This window comes from Paenibacillus sanfengchensis, assembly GCF_036864765.1.
Lineage (GTDB): Bacteria > Bacillota > Bacilli > Paenibacillales > Paenibacillaceae > Fontibacillus > Fontibacillus sanfengchensis.
In genome coordinates this window covers 443695-462742 of the sequence record NZ_JBAGJC010000002.1, presented here as the reverse complement: position 1 = coordinate 462742, position 19048 = coordinate 443695, and the positions used below count along the sequence as shown (strand labels likewise).

Annotated in this window: 17 protein-coding genes and 1 pseudogene; 10 read left to right on the top strand and 8 right to left on the bottom strand. The window is 53.4% G+C overall.

The features are described from left to right. Positions 1–86: 86 nt before the first annotated feature. The 5 genes and pseudogenes from V4U84_RS05460 to V4U84_RS05440 form a co-directional block, all read left to right on the top strand. Positions 87–650 (top strand): hypothetical protein, encoded by a 564-nt coding sequence (locus V4U84_RS05460; protein ID WP_334072446.1) that lies wholly within the window; start codon positions 87–89, stop codon positions 648–650. A gap of 239 nt (positions 651–889) precedes the next feature. Then, the gene (locus tag V4U84_RS05455) at positions 890–1675 is read left to right on the top strand and encodes a TerC family protein (protein ID WP_334072445.1); all 786 of its coding nucleotides are present in this window, start codon (positions 890–892) and stop codon (positions 1673–1675) included. Between the two features lie 362 nt (positions 1676–2037). After that, positions 2038–3078 carry an ROK family transcriptional regulator gene (locus V4U84_RS05450; RefSeq protein ID WP_334076865.1) on the top strand — a complete coding sequence of 347 codons (1041 nt, stop codon included), beginning with the start codon at positions 2038–2040 and terminating at the stop codon, positions 3076–3078. A 30-nt stretch (positions 3079–3108) separates the two neighbouring features. Next, a complete protein-coding gene (locus V4U84_RS05445; protein WP_334072443.1) occupies positions 3109–4368 on the top strand; it encodes an MFS transporter in 1260 nt (419 codons plus the stop codon). Positions 4369–4370: 2 nt separating this feature from the next. Continuing rightward, a pseudogene (locus tag V4U84_RS05440) lies at positions 4371–4813 on the top strand (GH36-type glycosyl hydrolase domain-containing protein); the annotation flags it as partial. A gap of 423 nt (positions 4814–5236) precedes the next feature. Here V4U84_RS05440 and V4U84_RS05435 read toward each other — a convergent pair. Next, a complete protein-coding gene (locus V4U84_RS05435) occupies positions 5237–5986 on the bottom strand; it encodes a glycosyltransferase family 2 protein (protein ID WP_334072442.1) in 750 nt (249 codons plus the stop codon). After that, positions 5983–6732 (bottom strand): glycosyltransferase family 2 protein, encoded by a 750-nt coding sequence (locus tag V4U84_RS05430; protein WP_334072441.1) that lies wholly within the window; start codon positions 6730–6732, stop codon positions 5983–5985. The genes V4U84_RS05435 and V4U84_RS05430 overlap by 4 nt, the downstream gene beginning before the upstream one ends. A 226-nt stretch (positions 6733–6958) precedes the next feature. Between V4U84_RS05430 and V4U84_RS05425 the strand changes: the two genes are divergently transcribed. From V4U84_RS05425 to V4U84_RS05415, 3 genes are all read left to right on the top strand, one after another. Continuing rightward, complete coding sequence (locus tag V4U84_RS05425; RefSeq protein WP_334072440.1) at positions 6959–8470, top strand: alpha/beta hydrolase family protein; 1512 nt, start codon at positions 6959–6961, stop codon at positions 8468–8470. 71 nt (positions 8471–8541) lie between these two features. Then, positions 8542–9489: a helix-turn-helix transcriptional regulator gene (locus V4U84_RS05420; RefSeq protein WP_334072439.1), complete on the top strand. Its 948-nt coding sequence runs from the start codon at positions 8542–8544 to the stop codon at positions 9487–9489. Positions 9490–9565: 76 nt separating this feature from the next. Continuing rightward, positions 9566–10108: a DinB family protein gene (locus V4U84_RS05415; protein ID WP_334072438.1), complete on the top strand. Its 543-nt coding sequence runs from the start codon at positions 9566–9568 to the stop codon at positions 10106–10108. 86 nt (positions 10109–10194) lie between these two features. Here the strand turns inward: V4U84_RS05415 and V4U84_RS05410 are convergent, their stop codons facing one another. The 6 genes from V4U84_RS05410 to V4U84_RS05385 all read right to left on the bottom strand — a co-directional run bounded on the left by V4U84_RS05410 (position 10195) and on the right by V4U84_RS05385 (position 17416). After that, positions 10195–10575 carry a DUF5367 family protein gene (locus V4U84_RS05410; protein ID WP_334072437.1) on the bottom strand — a complete coding sequence of 127 codons (381 nt, stop codon included), beginning with the start codon at positions 10573–10575 and terminating at the stop codon, positions 10195–10197. An 11-nt stretch (positions 10576–10586) separates the two neighbouring features. Then, positions 10587–11192 carry a TetR/AcrR family transcriptional regulator gene (locus V4U84_RS05405; protein ID WP_334076864.1) on the bottom strand — a complete coding sequence of 202 codons (606 nt, stop codon included), beginning with the start codon at positions 11190–11192 and terminating at the stop codon, positions 10587–10589. 281 nt (positions 11193–11473) lie between these two features. Then, on the bottom strand, positions 11474–12334 hold the full coding sequence (locus tag V4U84_RS05400) for a transporter substrate-binding domain-containing protein (RefSeq protein ID WP_334072435.1): 861 nt from the start codon (positions 12332–12334) through the stop codon (positions 11474–11476). A 187-nt stretch (positions 12335–12521) separates the two neighbouring features. Next, positions 12522–14489 (bottom strand): methyl-accepting chemotaxis protein, encoded by a 1968-nt coding sequence (locus V4U84_RS05395; RefSeq protein WP_334072434.1) that lies wholly within the window; start codon positions 14487–14489, stop codon positions 12522–12524. A gap of 936 nt (positions 14490–15425) precedes the next feature. Continuing rightward, positions 15426–16739, bottom strand: a complete 1314-nt coding sequence (locus V4U84_RS05390) for a sensor histidine kinase (protein ID WP_334072433.1) — start codon at positions 16737–16739, stop codon at positions 15426–15428. Beyond that, complete coding sequence (locus V4U84_RS05385; RefSeq protein ID WP_334072432.1) at positions 16739–17416, bottom strand: response regulator transcription factor; 678 nt, start codon at positions 17414–17416, stop codon at positions 16739–16741. Before V4U84_RS05385 ends, V4U84_RS05390 begins: the two co-directional genes overlap by 1 nt. A gap of 197 nt (positions 17417–17613) precedes the next feature. Between V4U84_RS05385 and V4U84_RS05380 the strand changes: the two genes are divergently transcribed. Together V4U84_RS05380 and V4U84_RS05375 are read left to right on the top strand one after the other, a co-directional pair. Further along, the gene (locus V4U84_RS05380) at positions 17614–18357 is read left to right on the top strand and encodes a polyphosphate polymerase domain-containing protein (RefSeq protein WP_334072431.1); all 744 of its coding nucleotides are present in this window, start codon (positions 17614–17616) and stop codon (positions 18355–18357) included. Then, positions 18350–19033 (top strand): DUF4956 domain-containing protein, encoded by a 684-nt coding sequence (locus V4U84_RS05375; RefSeq protein ID WP_334072430.1) that lies wholly within the window; start codon positions 18350–18352, stop codon positions 19031–19033. The genes V4U84_RS05380 and V4U84_RS05375 overlap by 8 nt, the downstream gene beginning before the upstream one ends. The last annotated feature ends 15 nt before the right edge of the window (positions 19034–19048 follow it).

Genomic DNA, 19048 nt, shown 5'->3' with positions numbered 1-19048 from the left:
CCCTGCTGAGGGCCCGGGATTCCTTAATAGGGATCCTATGTTATTATGAAGGAATAGTTCAAACTTGATAAGGGGAAATTTCGTAAATGGCAGAGGAACGGAATCGGTCGGTTTACATTTTGCTGACGAATACGGGAACGCTTTTCACCAAGATGATCAAAGGCTACACCCGGGCACCCTATAATCATGCGTCGATTTCCTTTAACCGGGAGCTTTCGGAGCTTTACAGCTTCGGGAGGAAGAACCCGAACAATCCGTTGAACGGCGGGTTCGTCAAGGAAGACATCAAGACGGGCACCTTCAGCAAATATCCGAACACGACCTGCGTCATCTATGAGCTTAAAGTATCGGACCGCGAAGTCGAGAAGATGAAACGGGTGCTGCAACTTTTCATACGGAAGCGGCAAAAGTATTTGTACAATATTCTCGGGGTCATCGGCATCGCGCTTCAGGAGCCCGTCGAATTCAGTAATTCTTATTTTTGCTCGCAGTTTGTCGCGGAAATTTTGGAGCGCTCGGGGATCAAGCTCTGGAATAAGCTGCCCGCGCTGGTGACGCCGGATGACTTCCGGCAGAGCGAATCTCTTCGACTGATCTATGAGGGGAAATTGAGCGAATATGATCCTCAGGCCTTTGACAATCCCCAGTAAATCACTTATATTAAAATTAAACCAAATAGTTCTCCTAAAGGGGAGTAGCTTTTACAACATTGCCGTCATTTCGGAGGCTTCAATCTCCCGGCTTTGTTGGCAACGATGAATGATTGACGTTGTTAGCAAGACCTTTGCCCGCTATGAGGTAAAGGTCTTTTCTTGTTTTATGGACCTTTGCCGCGGAAGGCAAAGGTCTTTTATTTTTTTACTATAAAAATGGGAGAGAGGGAACTGATATGGAACTGTCGATGTTGTTGGAATACGGCTGGGTACTGCTGCTTCTGGTCGTACTGGAGGGATTGCTTGCGGCGGATAACGCGCTGGTGCTGGCGATTATGGTCAAGCATCTTCCCGAAGCGGAGCGCAAAAAGGCGCTTTTTTACGGGCTGCTGGGCGCGTTCGTGTTTCGTTTGGCTTCCTTGTTCGTCATCTCGTTTCTGGTGGACGTGTGGCAGATTCAGGCCATCGGCGCGCTGTACTTGTTGTTCATCAGTATCAACCACATCGTAAGAAAATTGGCGTTTAAAAACAGGAAGAACGACAAGGTCGAGGGGGAGAAGAAGCAATCCGGGTTCTGGGCTACCGTTCTTAAAGTGGAGCTGGCGGATATCGCGTTTGCGATCGATTCGATTTTGGCGGCCGTGGCGCTGGCCATGACGCTTCCCAACACGCAGCTTCCTTCGATCGGCGGCATGGACGGGGGCAAATTCATCGTTGTGTTCTTAGGAGGCTTCATCGGGCTGGTTATCATGCGGTTTGCCGCCAATTTATTCGTGAAGCTGCTGCACTCCCGGCCGGGCCTGGAAATTGCCGCGTTCGCCATCGTGGGCTGGGTCGGCGTGAAGCTGGCGGTTTTGACGCTGGGGCATGAGGAAGTGGGAATTATTTCGCATGAATTTGCTCACTCGACCCTTTGGAAGCTGATTTTCTACATCGTGCTGATCGTGATCGGCGTAGCCGGCTGGTTCCTGACCAAGGAACAGGCGAAGGAGCAGGTGGAGGAGCGATCTGCGGCGGAGTGATCCGGCCAAAGAGAATAGGAGGACCTTTCGCCGGATAGCTTTCAAGTTACCGGGGGATGCCTGCAAGCTTTAAAACGCGAAATAGCGGCCCAAAAGACTGCTACTTCGGCGGGCGGTTAGGGAAATTGCGGGGTGCCGGATTCAGCCAGCTACGCCGAGGCGAAAAGTCTTAAATAGGCAGCACCATGCTAACCAATTTTTTTGATGACCACAAAAGGAACCCCCGTCACCAGGACGCCGGGTTTCTTTTTTTTGGAATGGGACTTTTCCGAATCACGGGATTATGATACGATCGAACCAAACTTATTAAACATGTTTAATAAGTCCTAACTTATACAGTCGTGGAACGGGAGGTTGATCTCTTGAATGACAAGCCCGCCACCCCCAAGGAGATGAAAAAGGTGATTCTCGGAGCGATCCGCGGGGCTCTTTTGACGAGGGGGAGCGCAACAAAGAAGGAGCTGAGCGGCAAGCTGGGGATCAGTTTTCCGACGATCGGCAAATTTCTGGATTCCATGGAAAAGGAGGGGGAGCTTCTTTTTGTCGGCATCGACGAATCCAGCGGCGGACGAAGGGCAAAACGCTTTGCCTATAATCCCGAGTATATGCTGGGGCTGGCGGTGATTCTGGAAAAAGAGGATACGTTCTACACCGTCTATAACTGCCAAGGAGAAGTGAAGGATCAGGGGCGGCTCCCGAGCGCGCTGACGGAAGATATGTCGGCCTTTGCGGACCGGGTGGACGTTATTCTGAACGCGCATCCCCGAATCCGCTCGCTGTCGGTCGGCGTGCCGGGCTCGGTCAACAACGGCCGGATTATTTACATACCGGACTTTGACCGGCTTCAGCAGTTCGAACTGAAGGCGTATCTGGAGTCCCGCTTCGCGCTGCCTGCGGTTGTGGAGAACGACATGAACGCCGCCGCACTGGGATACCACAGCAAACTCGGCGGCGATGGACGGGAGGGTCCCGTATCGCTCGTTTACATTTATTTCGGCCAAAACGGCCCCGGCGCGGGCATTCTCATCAATGGAGAAGTGGTGCGCGGGAGCACGTTTTTTTCCGGGGAGGTTTCTTTCATTCCTCAATATGAGGATCGTAACTTCGAACAGGCTTTGCGGCAGGCCAAAGGGCCGGACCGCTCGAGACTGGGGGAAGTCGGCGTGGATGCGGTTGGACGGCTGATCGCCACCTGCGCGGCGATCGTGAACCCGCATACGGTGGTGTTTTGCGATAACGAGGTCGACGAGGCCCTGCTTACGAAAATCGCGGCCCGCAGTGCCGCCTATATTCCCGAAGAGCATCTGCCCGGCCTGGTGATGAGCGATTGGAAGCGGGACTACTTGAACGGGCTGCAGCATTTGGGGCTGAGCCTGATGATCTCGACGGTGGGCGTCGATTAATTCATGGAATAGGAGTATAGGAGAATAGATATGGCTACGTTTTTCTTGATTATTATTTATCTGGCTTTTATCAGCCTGGGGCTGCCGGACTCTTTGCTGGGGGCCGCCTGGCCCGTCATGCGGCCGGATTTCCGTGCCCCTTTGGATACGGCGGGAATGCTGTTTATGATTGTCGCGGCGGGGACGATCGTGTCCAGTTTGGCGAGCGGGGCGGTGCTGAAGCGGTTTGGCACGGGAAAAGTGACGCTGGTCAGCTGCCTCATGACGGCCGGGGCCTTGCTCGGATTCTCGCTCTCCCCTTCACTGTTCTGGGTGATTCTCTGCACGATTCCGTTGGGTCTTGGGGCGGGCTCCGTCGACGCCGGGCTGAACAATTACGTGGCGGCCCATTACAAGGCGCACCATATGAGCTGGCTCCACTGCTTTTGGGGCGTTGGCGCCACGCTGGGGCCGATCATTATGGCCGGGTTCATCTCGGGAGGAACTTCGACTTGGAGAGACGGTTATTTGACGGTGTCCCTCATTCAGTTTGCGTTGGTCGTCATCCTGCTCTTTACGCTGCCCCTTTGGGACCGCGTGGCCCGGAGCGGCGGGGCCAATTCGGCCGGGAAGCAGGAAGAATCGGCGGGTTCACCGGAAGGAGACGACGATGGGCGGCCGCCCGACAACCCGCTCCGCATTGGGGGAGTCAAGCTGGCCCTCGTGTCCTTTTTGTTCTATTGCGGCGTCGAAGCGACGGTAGGCCTGTGGGGAAGCAGCTATTTGGTTAACGAAAAAGGGTTGTCCGCCTCCCTGGCCGCCCAATGGGTTTCCATATACTATGCGGGGATTACGATCGGCAGGTTTATTACCGGATTCATTACGTTCAAGCTGAGCAACCGGACCTTGATCCGGGGAGGCCAGGCGATCGCCTTGGCCGGAGCCGCGCTGCTCGTGCTGCCTCTACCGGCAGGGGCTTCCCTGGCGGGCTTCCTGATTATCGGCCTGGGGCTCGCGCCGATTTATCCTTGCATGCTGCACGAAACCCCGGTGCGCTTCGGAAAAAAACACGCCCAAACCATCATGGGTTATCAGATGGCCGTGGCTTACACGGGCAGCACATTTATGCCGCCGCTGCTCGGTTTCGTGGCTTCCCGGACGACGATGGGAATGTTTCCGTTTTATGTCGTGCTTTCCGCGCTGGCGATGCTTTTGTTTTCGGAACGATTGAACGCCTTTTTGAAGAAGCGTAATGAACTAAGAGGGCAAGCCGCCCCTGCATCCTCCACATTACACGGAAAAGAGGTGTGACGATGTTCAGAGCGACAGAGGATCAGGAGTACTATGAATTTTTAAGCCCTACGCTGCTCCCGAAGGCTTCGGGGTTTCTATGGAATGAGAACATGATGATCCATCTGAACTGCCGCGGTTATGCGGTGGCCCAGTTCATGCAGCCGGAACAGCCTTATTATGCGCATCACCGGGCCGTTTTGTCTATGTAAAGGATGAGGAGACCGGGGAAGTGTTTTCCGCGCCTTATGAGCCCGTGCGGTTCCCGGCGGACCGCTATGTTTTTGCCGTGGGCAAGAGCCGGATCAAGTGGACGGTGGTCTGCAAGGGCGTGGAGATCGAAATGAGCTTGAGCCTGCCGAAGGAAGAGCCGATCGAGCTTCGGCGCCTCAAGGTTAAAAACCTGTCGGATCGGCAGCGGAAGCTGAGCGTTTATCCTTACTTTACGGTCGGTTATATGTCCTGGAGTGAAGCGGGAAACCGGCATACAGGAGCCGAAAGTATATACCGGCGGCGTGAAGGTGGAAGACGGTATCCTCCGGGGGCTGCAGCCGGGAACGGAAGTCCGGGTGACCGTCAAATTGCCGGCGATGGGTAAAATCATTTTGAGTCGAAGCGGCTGTGAGAGGAAGGGGCTTGGGCATTTAACGGGAAAATCTCCCGTTAATCCGGGGCAGTCGGCTCGCGGGCAGCAATTATCGGGAAAACCTCCCGTTAATTTGAGGCGCAGAGGTCCAATCGCGCTATTTGGGCAGAAATAGCGGGAGGAACTCCCGCTAAAAGGGCCGAGGGAGTGGAAGGGGTCAACATTAACGGGGGAAATTCCCGATAATGTCCCAGTCTCAGCCGCACGTTGGGCCTCGACCCGCTCCCCTGGCCCAAATACAAGTTACGGATACCGGTGGCGTGGCGAGACAGTGCGTAATGCGGCTGAAAGGGGCTGGCGCTCTTTAAGCACCTTGGCGTTTCGGCTCATCAGCGCCGTATCGCTCACCTTCCACGTGTGTCCTTTGGAACGCTCCTGGCGAATAGCCAGAAAATTCGCGGGACTTCCCGCGAAGATACGATATCCCTTGGCGCGGCTGTTCGCACAAAACTTGACGCATTCCCCCCGATTCAAGCGGGGAAAGCCGCCCCGTCCGAATACGCTCCGCTTTACGAGAAGGGTCGCGCCCTGAACAAGGGGAACCTTCTGATTCGCCTTGTTCGGGTATCGCAAAAGCAGCCGCTTTTTTCCGCTGAGATACATGTAGTGCGCTCTTTTGCCCACGATATCGGCCTTAGTGGTTAACATGGTGCGGACGCTGTCCGCCAAATACGCGGGTGCGTAATAATCGTCGTCGTCAAATTTGGCGATGAGGCCGTATCTGGCGAGCTTTACGCCATAATTCAAGCAGGCCCCGAGCGGAAGCCGCCCCGGTTTGCGATAGACCCTCACATTTTTGTGGGCTTTCGCGGCCTCCACATAACTGTCGATACGGAGCTTGTCATTGTTTAAGATAATGATAAGCTCTTTTTTGGCGTATTTTTGCCGGGCGTAGTTTTCAAAAAGTGTCTTCAGGCATTCCGGCCGTTTGGTGCAGGTGATGATCGAAACGGCGTTTTGGCTGACAGCCAGGGGCGCTCTCGCTCGCTTCAAGATCGTCTCCCCCTCGGAGGCTTTTGTACATACTTTTTGTAATCGCGGACATGCGGAATTTTTCGATGGTGGGCAAGCAGTTCTTTATCGCTGATGATCCAAGTATGGTTTGCCGAGTTCTTCCGGCGGATGGCGACGAAATTGTATCTCCCTGCGGAATAGACTTTGAAGCCGCGTTTTTTGCTGCGCAGGCAAAAGAGGTCATCCTCGCCCACACTCCGGTTGGGAAACGGTACCTTGTTCAGAACATCCTTTTTGATGAGCAGGGTGGCTCCGGGAAGCTTGGTCACGGGGCGGTTCTCGTCCTGCGGAAAGCGCAGGAGGAGCGTTCGGGAACCGCGCAAATACATATAGTGGGCCCGTTTGCCGATGACATCCGCCTTGGTTCTGTGCAAAGCCTGAAGGCTTTCCGTCAAATAGAAGGGGGCGTAGTAGTCATCATCGTCGAACTTGGCGATGTAGCGGTACCTGGCCTTTTGGACGGCGAAGTTCAGGCAAGCGCCGAGAGTGGATTGCTCCGGCAAGCGGAACACGGATATATTCCGGTGTTTGCGGGCCAATTTTTCGTAAGGCGCAAGCGGAATATTATTTTTATTAATGATGATGATCAGCTCTTTGGCCGGATAAGACTGCCGCAGGTAGTTTTTGATCAGGCTGTTCATGTAGCTCCGCCGATTGGTGCAGGTAATTACAGAAACCCCTTGGGTTTTCGCGGATTTCGCGGAGTTGGTTTTACCGGTTCCCATAGCATCGCACCCCTTATCTATCGATAGTAGAATCTCTCGTCTTGTTACCATATGTGAAGGACGTGCGGGAGGAACGGCATCCCCACAGACGCAGGGGAAATGGGGCGGGTACACCTTAAAGGGAGAGGAAAAGAGCCTTTTTGAGAGACAGGGGCGTTCATGGTCTGTTCAAATTTGGCTGCTAAGATCCCTGTATTCGGAAAATATAGAGAGGAGGAACCGGTTCATGTCTTGGGCGGAGTGGGGGTTATTTGTGACGGGTGTCGGAGGGATTGGTTTTCTTCTGGCGTCCGCACGGATGCGATGGCGGGAGAAACGGGTATCGGCCTGGATCGGTCTAACGGTTATGTTAGGGCTTATGATCGCTCATGCGGGAATTGACGGACTGAAATGGAAGTGGGGGCCGTTTTATGCTTTGCTGTTGGTGCTCGTTTGCCGCCTGGGTTTTATGGTCTACCGCAAGGAGGAGTCCGAGCCGCCAAAGAAGCGGAGAGGCGCCCGTCTCCGGGTGGTGTTGGGCATCGCAGGCCTGATGTATGCCGGACTAAGCTTTTACGTCGGGCGTTCCTTGCTGCCCGCGATCTCATTGGATACGCCAGGCGGTCCTTACGCGGTCGGTACCACCGCGTTCCATTGGAAGGACGCTTCCCGGGAGGAGACGTATACCGCGGAAAGGGACGACCACCGGGAGATTCAGGTCCGCCTTTGGTATCCGGCTCAAGTTTCGTGGGACGCGGCCAAAGCCGACTACGGCTTCTCATCGGTACCCGGGGGAAAGCGGGGGGAGGCGCCTTTTCTGTTTCACATTATCGCCCAGTCCAACCGGAACGCGAAGGCTCATGCCTTTCCGGACGCGCCTCTATCCCCGAGGGAGGAGGCCTATCCGGTCGTCGTATTTGCACCGGGGTACGGGGCTTCGAATTTTATGTATGCCACTTTTGCGGAGGAGTTGGCCAGTCAGGGATACATCGTAGCGGGCATCCAGCATCCTTACTTTACCCTGTTTCCGACTCGTCTTTCCGGCGGCCGGGTTGCCGCCGGCATGTTTGATGCCGGCGCTGCGGGGGATTGGGCGCTGTCGGAGAAGCTAATCCGGCAAATTTTGGTGAAGGATGTGCGATTCGCCATAGATCGGTTGGAGCTGTTGAATCAGGGCGCCGGCAAAGAGGATGGATCGGGCGGGGCCCCCTATTTTGCCAGTCGGATGGACTTCTCCCGACTCGGCATCATGGGGCATTCCTTTGGCGGCACGGTGGCGGCCCAAACGATGGATGAAGACCCCAGAATCCGGGCGGGGATCAATATGGACGGCTTTCTTTACGGAAAAAGACTGGATAACGGCCTGGACCGGCCCTTTATGTATATGTTTACCGGATTGACGGACCGGTTTGAGAAAATGGGTCTGACGGAAGCCGAGTGGGGCGGTCAGCAAACCTTCGCGTTCCCCTCGGTGGAGGAATACGCCGCCATGGCCCGCGAGCAGGCGGAAAGGCACCGTTTGCTGCTGCAAAACGGCGGTTATAATGTGCTTTTCCCCAAAGCCGATCATTTTGACTTTTCCGATACGCCGCTATACTCTCCGCTCCTCGGCAGCGGACATACCCGGGAACTGCACGATACGGTGAATGAACTGGCGCTCGCCTTTTTTGAGCGGCATTTGAACGGACGCGAGAGCGCGCTTCTCCAAAAGACGGACGCCAAGCTGTACTCGCTCGAGGTTGTAGATTTTGAAAAATAGGAACGGTCCGATGTTTCGACTTCCGGTATAATGAACTTACTTGTTTGTTTATTTATAAGGGGGGCAAGGCCATGAATAAAACGGACCGGATGCTCGCGATCCTGATGGAGCTGCAGCGCAGGGAGGTTACCCGGGCCGAGGACCTGGCGGCTACCTTTGAAACCAGTGTGCGGACGATTTACCGGGACATTCAGGCGCTGAGCGAAGCGGGGGTTCCTTTGGTCGGGGCGCCGGGTCGGGGATACTCTTTGATGGAGGGTTACTTTCTCCCTCCGATTAGCTTTACGGCGGAGGAAGCCGTGGCGCTGCTCATGGGAACGGACCTGGTCCAGCGCATCTTTGACGCGGAATATGGGGCGAAGGCGGAGATGTCGCGCCGGAAGATCGAGGCGATATTGCCGGAGCGGGTGCGAAGCGAAGCGGCCCGGGTCAGGGATACGATGAAGCTGCCTCAATTGGGGGCGTATGCAAGGCTTCATTCCGAGAAGGCCTACGTGGAAATGCTGCGCGGAGCGGTGTTGGAGGAGCGAAAGATTCGGTTCGGCTACTCGAAAAAAATCCCCGGCCCCGACGGAAAACGGCAAAGTGTGCGCACGGTCGCGCCTTATGGCCTCGTTTTTAACCAAGGGGCCTGGACCCTGGTTGCTTATTGCGAGTTGCGGCGGGAAATCCGCCATTTTCGGGTTTCCCGGATGAGTGGGCTAACCGTGCAGCCGGACTCTTTTCAGAAACCGTCCGATTTTAATCTGCAGGCCTATACTCCGCCCGACGACCGTAATCTGCGGATTCGAATCCGGGTGAACCCCGGAGCGGCCGACAGGGTAAGGGAATCCCGCAATTATTATTGGGAGGCGGAGGAAGAACTGCCGGACGGCCTCCACGTGACCTTCCGGGTCCGCCAACCCGAGGAATTGCTGCCCTGGCTGCTGGGTTTTGGAGCCGGTGTGGTCGTGCTGGAGCCGGAATCCCTGCGCAAGCGGGTCCGTGAGGAAGCCGAAAACTTGTTAAAGCGCTACTGACATACTGCTGTCAGTAGCGCTTTTGTATAGTGGGATCATCTCAATTAAAGGAGCTGCATCTCTCTTGAACTTGAATATGAACTCTACTAAAGAAATTCTGCTTCGTTTCGAATCCCTGGTCGACGGTTACATCCGTGAACTGGACGGATTCACGATGGAGCAGTTGCTTCAAAAACCGGAGGATGGCGGTTGGTCGCTTGGACAGATGTACCAGCATTTGATCCAATCGGCGCTCTATATGCACTTGGCCAATGCCGAAACTTGCCTGCGGGGAACCGCGGATCCCGCCTTGGCGCCCGCCGGATTAACGAAGGAAGGGAACGCGGTGTTCGCTCAAGGCGAGTTCCCGCCGATTCGGATCCAAGTACCGCCATCCCCGCAGTATACCCCCAAGGCGCCGGAGAGCAAGGAGTCCTTGGTGGAGGGGCTGAACCGGGTGGTCGTGCGTATGGGGGAACTCGAGCCGGCGCTCGCGGGCGCATCCCTGCGGCAGGGAGTTGCGCATCCGCGTTTTGGCGTCTTAACCGCCGGAGAGTGGTTTGCTCTCGTCCCCATGCATTACCGGCATCATCTCCGCCAGTTGGATCGCTTGAAGCAGGAGTTGGCCTCCCATGCCTAGGCTGGAGACGGAAGAGAAGCCCCGCTTCTGGATCTAGATCGGTGTAGTTTCCGCCGCGTTAGAAGGCCTCGCCTGACCCGGGGCCGTTAAACCGCTTTGGCCGTCCGGCGCGAGAGATACAGTCCGGCCAGCAGGATCAGTGCGTAGGCCCACATCAGCCAGACAAAAAAGAGATGCAAATGCGCATCGGAAATGCCGGGGAAAACGTAACCGTGGAACATTAGGGTCAACAAATCGAGCAGCATGCCGGGCACGGCGACTAGCAAAGCGGCTTTGGGACGGTCTTGGGGAGCCGTGCCCCAAAACCTGAAAAGAGCAAGCATGAGCAAAGGAATCCCTGGAATAATGAGGCCAAAAGACAACCAAATCAGGATCGTGCCGGGCTGAATGAGCTCGCCTCCCCAGAAGCGGAAGAGAAGGGTGGCGGCCAGCCACAGCAGAATTCCGGAATACGCATAGAACCGCATAAACGTACCTCCTACTCGTTAATTTTGTTGGTAGACTCGGGGATCGTGGCGAGAAGAACTTGGGACAGCTCGCTATAGATCTCCCGAGCCGGAAATTGCGGGTTGACCAAGGATTGGAGAGCCAGTCCGTCAATCAACGCATTGATAATGACGGCCCGGTACTCCAATGATTTGCCCGTGAGACCGGATCCGGGCAGAAGCCGCTCGAGCAGTGCGGTAACATGGGCATTTTCTGTTTGAAGCAGCTCGCTCAATCGCTCCCGCATCGGCGGGTTTTGCAGGCTAAGGACGACCAGCGAGTAAAATAAAGTATGATACATCGAGTCGGGCGTGCAGCGTTGAAGCGCCCCTTCCAAAAGTCGATCTATCGATTCCTTGGCATGACCCTGGTTTAACTGCGTTCGCTCCGTGTTCTCCCAGGATCGGTCGCAAAGGGATTGCACGACCTCGAACAGTAATTGTTCCTTCGTTTTAAAGTGATAATAAACGGTACCTTGAGTTACATGGGCCCCTTCGGCAACCGCTTTGAAGGTGAGCTTATCGAGCCCCTTTTCCTGAATGACCCGCTCGGCGGAATGAATGAGGTCTTGTTTCGTTACCATGTTGGGCCTGGCCATCGTCGGAAACTCCTCCTTTTGTTTTTTGAGTTATACAGATAACTAACTCGTTGATCTCTAGTTTAGCACATTTTTCCTCGCCGAGAAAGATCCGACGGACAAGCGGGGTATTAACTTCTTAAAGGCCTTATGCGGCGGCCAGGCTATGCGGGTGCCGGGGATCTAACGGTCGTTAAGCCATTTCCGCGAAAGAAATAGCCGCGTTTTCTTATACAAAAAAACCTCCGGGACCGCTAAAGCGGGTCCACGGAGGAGGCTGATTCAATAATCCGAATAAAGGATTATTCCATCCATTTTTTGTAGAGGGCGTCGAATTTGCCTTGCAGCTTCATTTCGTCCATCCACATTTCCAGGTAGCTGGCGTATACGAAATCGCCGCGCGGGATCATGTAGCCTTTTTCGCTTTTGGTGAACGGTTTGTCCGTCAATGCGGCATACAGTCTGGAATCCGCTTTGGCATAAGTCATGGCTTCAACCGTGTCGGTAATCATCACGTCATAAGTGCCGTCAGCGACCAGGTGCGGGATGTCCAGGTTGTTCTCCACAACGGTTACTTTCGCGTTCGTCAGGTGCTGACGTACGAATACTTCGTTGGTTCCACCCGGATTTACGCCGATGCGTACCGAAGGCTTGTTGATGTCTTCCAGCGTTTTGTATTTGTCCTTATCTTCGGCGCGGATCAAAGGCGCTTTACCGAAAGTTACATAGCCTTGGGAAACATAGGCGGTTTTTTGTCTGGCTGTGTTGCGGGTTACGCCGCCCGCGGCAATATCGAATTTGTCCGCTTGCAGGTCTTTCATCATGTCAGACCACGTCGTTTTAACGAAACGAACTTCTACGCCAAGGTCTTTACCCAGTTCTTTGGCGGCGTCAACGTCATAACCTTCGTATTCATTCGTTTTTGGGTTCAAGTATGTAAACGGTTTGTAGTCCCCGGTCATCCCCACGCGGATGTAGCCTCTCTCGATAATTTTATCCAATTGGGAGACAGCGGCTTTCTTCTCTTGTCCCGGCGCATTGGTTGCGGCGGATGCGGCCGATACGTGCTGTGCGGCGATCAGGTCGTGTCCTGCATAACCGGTACCTACCAGAGATAGCGTCAATGCGCCGGCAACTAATACTTTTTTCCAATTTTTCATCATGAAATTCTCCTCCGATTCTTTTCTGTGTTTTTGCGAAGCCTGCCAAATCGCGGGCTTTCGGTGACATGGTGTCTAATCACTTTGTTGCGTTCTTGCAGCAGCCATAGCCATACACGTTTCTTGTATGGCATCCCCCCTTTCAAGTCGTTCATGCTGTACTTGCTATCGGGTATCCGGGAAGGGATAATTAAATTTTGAATTTGGACAATTCGGTGCGCAGTTCCTGAGCGACGTCCTGCAGGTGTTGAACAGACGAGGTGATCTCCTCCATGGAGCGGATTTGATCCTCCGCGGCCTGTGCCGCACTCTGGGCATCCGTGGACGTCATTTGGGCGATCGATTTCATTTCTTCTACCGAAGCGCTAACCTCTTCCGAGCCGGCCGACATTTGCTGGGAAGCCGCGGTGACCTCCAGAATGTGCTCGGCGACGTTACGGGAAACGTCCAGGATGTTTGCAAATTTCTCGCGAACATTTTCGATATACGCGATTCCGGTCTTTACGTCGTTCCGGTTATCGTTCATCACCTGAACGGCATTTTGCGCCTCATCCCGAATTTCGTTGATAATCTCGGCAATCTCTTCCGTGGACTTGCTGGACTGCTCCGCCAATTTTTTGACTTCTTCGGCAACGACCGCGAAGCCGCGCCCATGCTCGCCCGCTCTGGCCGCTTCAATGGAAGCGTTGAGGGACAGGAGATTGATATGCTTTGTAATATCGGTAATGATGTTGAGAATTTCCACGATGTCCTGGGAACGGCCATGAAGACGCTCGATGGCTTCGCCCACCTTGTCGGTTCCGACGCCGATGCTGCGGATTTGATGGACCGCCTGCTCGACGACCGCGGAGCCTTCTTCGGCATGGCTGGCCGCTTGCTGGGCCACTTCCGAGACCTGTGAGGAAGATTCGGCGATTTTCACGACGCCTCCGGCCATTTCACGCATGGATTGGGAAATCTCTTCGGCGCTTGCCGCATGCGTCGTGGCACCGTCGGAAATTTGGCGAATCGAGCTGCCGATGACGTTGACGCTTTGTTTGGTTCTGTCGACCCCGTGAGATACCGATTCCGTCACATTCATGACCTGATTCGATGTTTCGGTCACCCCTTCGATCAGATGCTTGAGATGGGAGACCGTCTGGTTGAAATCCGCGGAAAGAACGGCGATTTCATCTTTACCGTGGACTAGGATATTCTTCGTCAGGTCGCCCTGAGCGACATCTTTGACAACCTCGTTCAGCTTCTGAATCGGCCGGGTCAGTTGGACCGTGAACAGGAAGGCGAGCACAAACGCTACCGTGAGAACGATAAGGGAAGTGATCAGCAACTTCTGGGTCAATTCCGAAATCGGCGAGAATTGTTCATCGGTCGGAGCGGTGACGAAGACGCCCCATTTGTAGGTCGTCGCCGCATAGGCGGCGGAATAATCAGCGTTGTTTTTTTGATATTTAAAAATCCCGGCGGCTCCCTGCAGAGCGCTTTCGTATGCTTTAACGATTTCGGGAACATTTTGCTCCTGCACTGTTTTGGTCAAAACCAATTCCTTTTCGGGGTGCCAGAGAAACTTGCCGGCTTTACTCACGAGAAAAGCATAGCCATTTTTGCCGTATTTCTGTGACGATACGGATTCTTGCACGGCGTTGATCGGAAGAGTCGATCCCATATACCCGTACTGCTTGCCGTCCTTCATCAAAGGAATAATCATGGTTACGATGTTGTTCTTCGTGCGCTTGGAGACGACGGGTTCGGAAACGACGATCTTTCCTAGGCCTTTGCCCGCTTCCTGATAGTGGACGCGATCGGAGACATCTGTGGTTTCACCAAGGAAATTGACAACGTTCTTACCGGTCAAATCGTAGGAAAAAAAGAAGGTTTCAAATTCCTTGTTCTGTTCCTGGGCCTTCTGAATCAGCTTCAGATCCTGCTCTTTGTCCCCTGTGATCAGTTTGCCGATGGATTCGACTTTGGCGATCTCGGAATCGATGAAATGATTGATTTCCGAAGCAAGGTTCGCTGCGGTCAACTGGGCTTCCTGCTTGATACTGTTCTGAAGCAGTGTAGTCGCGCTGTTATAGCTGATCAGAGACACGGCGCCCAAGCTCAACAGCAGCAATAGACAAATCAGAATGATCATTTTTTGCTTAAGTTTCAGGCTCATGCAAAAACTTCCTCCCCTATGATAGTTCCGGGGCCCTACGCGGTTACTCTCGGAATTCTGCGCAATGTCCTCTATTTGCAAATGGGACTGGAATCCTATGCTTGTGGATTTTCCTGCAAAATGTCTTGGGTATTCGGTAAGACTCCACTTAGCTGTTATCGGCAGGAGAAGTTCAAATTTCAAGCGATTTTCTGAAAAAAAGGACAAGTTTTTTTGTAAACCGCTTACAGTTTCCTGCTGCACTCCCCCCCTGAAGACCTAGTGCCCCATTAGACAACCTTGTTTTGCATAGAACTCCTGCACAACCGTATTTCTTTCTGTTTGGAACAAAATATCCAGACTTCTTCTATATTTAGGCCAACACCTTGTCCCTTTTCGGCGGGCCCGCTTCCCTTCGAAAGCCGGGCAGTAGCTGCGGTACGATGGGCTGATGGGGTACTATGTAGGTTGAACTAAAGAATTGGCGTTGGGCAAAGTTATGAAATGGTTTCGGAGATAGATTGCCAACACCCACAATTGTAGATATAAAGCGCCCCCGTCAGAGTCTATCCATTAACAGGAAAATCTCCCATTAATGTACCGCTCTGGGCTCTTGGATCGGATTTAGCTGGAAAAGCTCCATCTATTTCGCAGCCCAATGGCCGAAATACACAATTTCAGTCGAATTAGCGGGAAGTTTTCCAGCTAATTCGCCTCTGCAGCCGCATACGCACCAAATTAACGGGAAGAATTCCTTTTAATTCGAACCAAACCATGAGTTACAGGTCAAGAGTGTGCAAAGAACCCTTTACAACGCTGTTTAGTGCCTCATCAGACGTCGTAATAGGAGAAAATGAGAATACGCTGCTTCAAAAACCTTACTCTTGGGGCAGCTTTTCATTCCTGGGCACGAAAAAATTCCGCCAGCCCTTATTAAAGGCTGACGGAATTGGAGCGTCATAAAAGATGAAGGCGAACAAAGAACGAGGCCGATTCGCCCGGAACGCTTTTCGCGTATATTTTCCCCCTGTGCTGCTCTACGATCGATTTGGCGATCGCCAGACCCAGCCCGTAGCCGCCTTGTTTGCGCGCCCGGGAAGGATCGGTCCGGTAGAACCGGTCAAAAATCCGGTCCAGATGCTCGGGGGCAATCCCGATTCCGGTATTGTGCACCGCGAGAACCGCTTCATTATGCTGCTTTTTTAAGGTCAGGGCGATTTTGCCTTGCGGGTTCGTATATTTAATGGCGTTGTCCAAAAGGATCATGACCACCTGCTTGAACTGCTCCCGGTTCCCGTATACCGTGATTGCCGGCTCGATGTCATAATCGAGGGTCAGTTCCTTTTCGAAGATGACAGCTTCCATCGTCAAAATAATCGTCTCCACCGCTTCACTCAACTCGAATTTAGTGAACAACGGATTATCCCGGGAACCTTCCATCTCGGTCAAATACAGCAAGTCATTGGTCAGCCGGGTCATCCGCTCCGTTTCCGACTTGATGTAATGGAGCCATTTGGCCTGGCTGCGAATCGTGTCCTCCCCGGCCGCAAGCAGCACATCGGCATTCGTGTTGATGATGGACAGCGGCGTTTTCAGCTCATGGGAGGCGTCGGCGATAAACTGCTTCTGCTTGTCGAAGGCTTCCCGAACCGGCCGAATCGACCGGTTGGCGAAATAGCGGCTGACGAAGAACAGGGCCACCAGCATTACCAAACCGACAACAGCGAACGTGTATATCAAATTGGTCAGGATGCCTTGACGGGCGGTAATGTCGAGGAAGACCAACTCCTGTCCGCCTCCCATCAGGGGCCTTGCCGTAAAAATCCAGGTGCTCTCGTCCAGCTTGAATTGTCCGGTCCCCTTGTTCATGGATACGGCTTTCCGAAGGGCGGATTCATAGAACGTCTGATCAAAATCGAATTTGGACTCCCAGGAGATCAGTGTTCCGGAGGCGTCGGTCTGCAGCGCAAAGGAGACCGAGCGCTCCGCCTGCGCGTTCCCGCCATCCGGCAGAAGCGTATCCGCAGGTCCTGAATCCATCGTCCCCCGGTTTCCGGGCGGCATCATGCCGGAGGCATCGTCCCGACGGAAGCGGCCGTTTTTTCCGTTTTCTTTTTGAGACAAATCCATGACCCGGTGCAGCTCCATCTGGATGTCGTTACGGACATCCCGGTACGTAATCGTATAAATCGAAGCGAAGGCGACGAGCATCATCACTGAAATCGTGATCAAATTCAGGAGCAAAAACCGGTTCCGCAGCTTCTTAAACATCAGGCCGTCACCTCGAGCACATAGCCTACGCCCCGAATGGTGCCGATGCGTACCGCCGAATTCAGAAAAGTCAGTTTTTTTCGCAAAAAAGAAATATACACTTCGACATTGTTATGCTCCACCTCGGAATCGAAGCCCCACAGCTTTTCGATGATCTGCTCCTTGGACGTCACGGCTTGCTTGCGCGCCATCAGGAGTTCCAGCAGTTCGAATTCCTTTAAGTTCAGCTTGATCTCCTTCCCCTGGCATGTCAGCTTCAAAGTGGCTGTGCTCAGCTCGATATCCCCGAACTTCATGGCATCCTCCGGGAGCACCTCCCCTTTTCGTCTCAGCGCGGCTCTGATTCTTGCCATAAGTTCCTCAGTAGAAAAAGGCTTGGCGATATAATCGTCAGCCCCGTAATCGAGGCCCATTACCTTATCGGAGATTTCCCCTTTGGCTGTAAGCAAAATCACCGGGGTTGAGTTACCCTCTTCCCGCAGGGCTCTCAGAACACTGATTCCGTCCATCTCGGGCATCATGATGTCGAGCAGCAGCAAATCGTAAATTCCGCTGAGCGCATAGTCCAGCCCTGACTGGCCGTCATGGACGGCATCGACCGAATAATTGTGTTTCTTCAAAATTTGGGTCAAGGCTTCCGCCAAATGAACTTCATCTTCCGCTATCAATATTCTCATCGTCTGTCATCCCCTGCACGCAGCGTTCTTTTTAATGAAGCCATTATAACAGGATTACCTTTAATCAACCTTAATCTAACTTTTATTAGCGCTGTGTAAAATCGTTTAAGATTCATTAAAGGTTCGAGGGCTAAGATACAGACATCAGAACGGCGGACGGCCGTTTGGCTAAGAACAAATAGAGAGGACTGGGTGCAATGGCGATTGAAGTCTTCAACCGGTATGAAAACAAATATCTGCTGGATACGGAAGCCTATCATACGATTTATTCCGCGCTGCTGGATTATATGGAACCGGACGAGTACAACCGGCAACACGGGTTCTACTCGATCAGCAACCTGTATTTTGATACGAAGCAGGATTCGCTGATCCGCACCAGCCTGGCGAAGCCCAAATATAAGGAAAAGCTGCGGCTGCGAGCCTACGGGGTTCCCGAACAAGACGCGAAAGTCTATCTGGAGATCAAGAAAAAGGTGTTCGGGCTGGTCAACAAAAGGAGGACGGCGCTCCGGCTGAATGAAGCCTACGAGTTCGTCCGCACCGGGATTGAGCCGGAGTACAGGGATTATATGAACAGGCAGGTTCTGCATGAAATTACATACTTCTTGCAGCGGTATGAGCTGGAGCCGAAAGTATACCTGGCCTATGACCGGAAGGCGCTATTCTGCAAAAAGAGCCGGGATTTGCGCATTACCTTCGACACGAATATGCGGAGCCGGCGTTATGACCTTAAGCTGGAGCAGGGCTCCTACGGGGAGCCGCTTGTGGACGAAGGATTATGGCTGATGGAAGTGAAGGCGGAGAAGACGGTTCCGCTTTGGCTGGCCCAAATGCTCTCGGAGCATCGGATGTACCGGACCAGCTTCTCCAAATACGGCAACGAGTACAAAAAAATGCTGAAAAACGGTAAATCGGAAAAGGAGCGAAGAATCTATGCTTGATTCAATTTTTAGTACATCTCTCATTAACACGGAACTTAGTTTCACGAATGCGGTATTAACGATCCTGTTTGCGATCGTCCTGGGCGGCATTATCAGCGTTACCTACATGAGGACCAATCCGAAAGGGTACTCGCAGAACTTTACGCTTACCATGGTGCTGCTGCCCTCGATCGTGGCCATCATTATTCTCCTCATCGGCAGTAATGTCGCCAGAGCCTTCAGCCTGGCGGGAGCCTTCTCCATCATCCGGTTCAGAAGCGCCCCCGGCGACCCGAAGGATATCTCCTACGTGCTGTTTACCATGGCGGCGGGGCTGGCCTGCGGCGTGGGATCGTTCGGGTACGCCGTGCTGTTCACCCTGATTTTGTGCCTGCTGATGTTCGTGCTGAACCGGTTCAATTTCGGAGCGAGGAAGACACTGCAGAAGGTGCTGAAAGTGACAATTCCCGAGAATTTGGGGTACGAGGAAGCGTTCGAAGAAGTTTTCAACAACTATGCCGTCGAGTATGAGCTAAAGAAAATCAGAACGACCGAGCTTGGCAGTTTGTATGAACTGGTGTACGCCATCTCGATCGATCACTTGACGAACCAGAAGCAGTTTCTGGATGAAATTCGCTGCCGCAACGGGAATTTGGACATTTCACTGACGATGAGCCCGACGGCGGCCGATTACTGATTAAAAAACGAAAAC

Bases quoted from the DNA above. Each gene is read 5' to 3' on its own strand.
- V4U84_RS05460 (WP_334072446.1), top strand. From the start codon at position 87: ATGGCAGAGGAACGGAATCGGTCGGTTTACATTTTGCTGACGAATACG.
- V4U84_RS05455 (WP_334072445.1), top strand. From the start codon at position 890: ATGGAACTGTCGATGTTGTTGGAATACGGCTGGGTACTGCTGCTTCTG.
- V4U84_RS05445 (WP_334072443.1), top strand. From the start codon at position 3,109: ATGGCTACGTTTTTCTTGATTATTATTTATCTGGCTTTTATCAGCCTG.
- V4U84_RS05430 (WP_334072441.1), bottom strand. From the start codon at position 6,732: ATGGGAACCGGTAAAACCAACTCCGCGAAATCCGCGAAAACCCAAGGG.
- V4U84_RS05425 (WP_334072440.1), top strand. From the start codon at position 6,959: ATGTCTTGGGCGGAGTGGGGGTTATTTGTGACGGGTGTCGGAGGGATT.
- V4U84_RS05420 (WP_334072439.1), top strand. From the start codon at position 8,542: ATGAATAAAACGGACCGGATGCTCGCGATCCTGATGGAGCTGCAGCGC.
- V4U84_RS05415 (WP_334072438.1), top strand. From the start codon at position 9,566: ATGAACTCTACTAAAGAAATTCTGCTTCGTTTCGAATCCCTGGTCGAC.
- V4U84_RS05410 (WP_334072437.1), bottom strand. From the start codon at position 10,575: ATGCGGTTCTATGCGTATTCCGGAATTCTGCTGTGGCTGGCCGCCACC.
- V4U84_RS05405 (WP_334076864.1), bottom strand. From the start codon at position 11,192: ATGGCCAGGCCCAACATGGTAACGAAACAAGACCTCATTCATTCCGCC.
- V4U84_RS05400 (WP_334072435.1), bottom strand. From the start codon at position 12,334: ATGATGAAAAATTGGAAAAAAGTATTAGTTGCCGGCGCATTGACGCTA.
- V4U84_RS05395 (WP_334072434.1), bottom strand. From the start codon at position 14,489: ATGAGCCTGAAACTTAAGCAAAAAATGATCATTCTGATTTGTCTATTG.
- V4U84_RS05390 (WP_334072433.1), bottom strand. From the start codon at position 16,739: ATGTTTAAGAAGCTGCGGAACCGGTTTTTGCTCCTGAATTTGATCACG.
- V4U84_RS05385 (WP_334072432.1), bottom strand. From the start codon at position 17,416: ATGAGAATATTGATAGCGGAAGATGAAGTTCATTTGGCGGAAGCCTTG.
- V4U84_RS05380 (WP_334072431.1), top strand. From the start codon at position 17,614: ATGGCGATTGAAGTCTTCAACCGGTATGAAAACAAATATCTGCTGGAT.
- V4U84_RS05375 (WP_334072430.1), top strand. From the start codon at position 18,350: ATGCTTGATTCAATTTTTAGTACATCTCTCATTAACACGGAACTTAGT.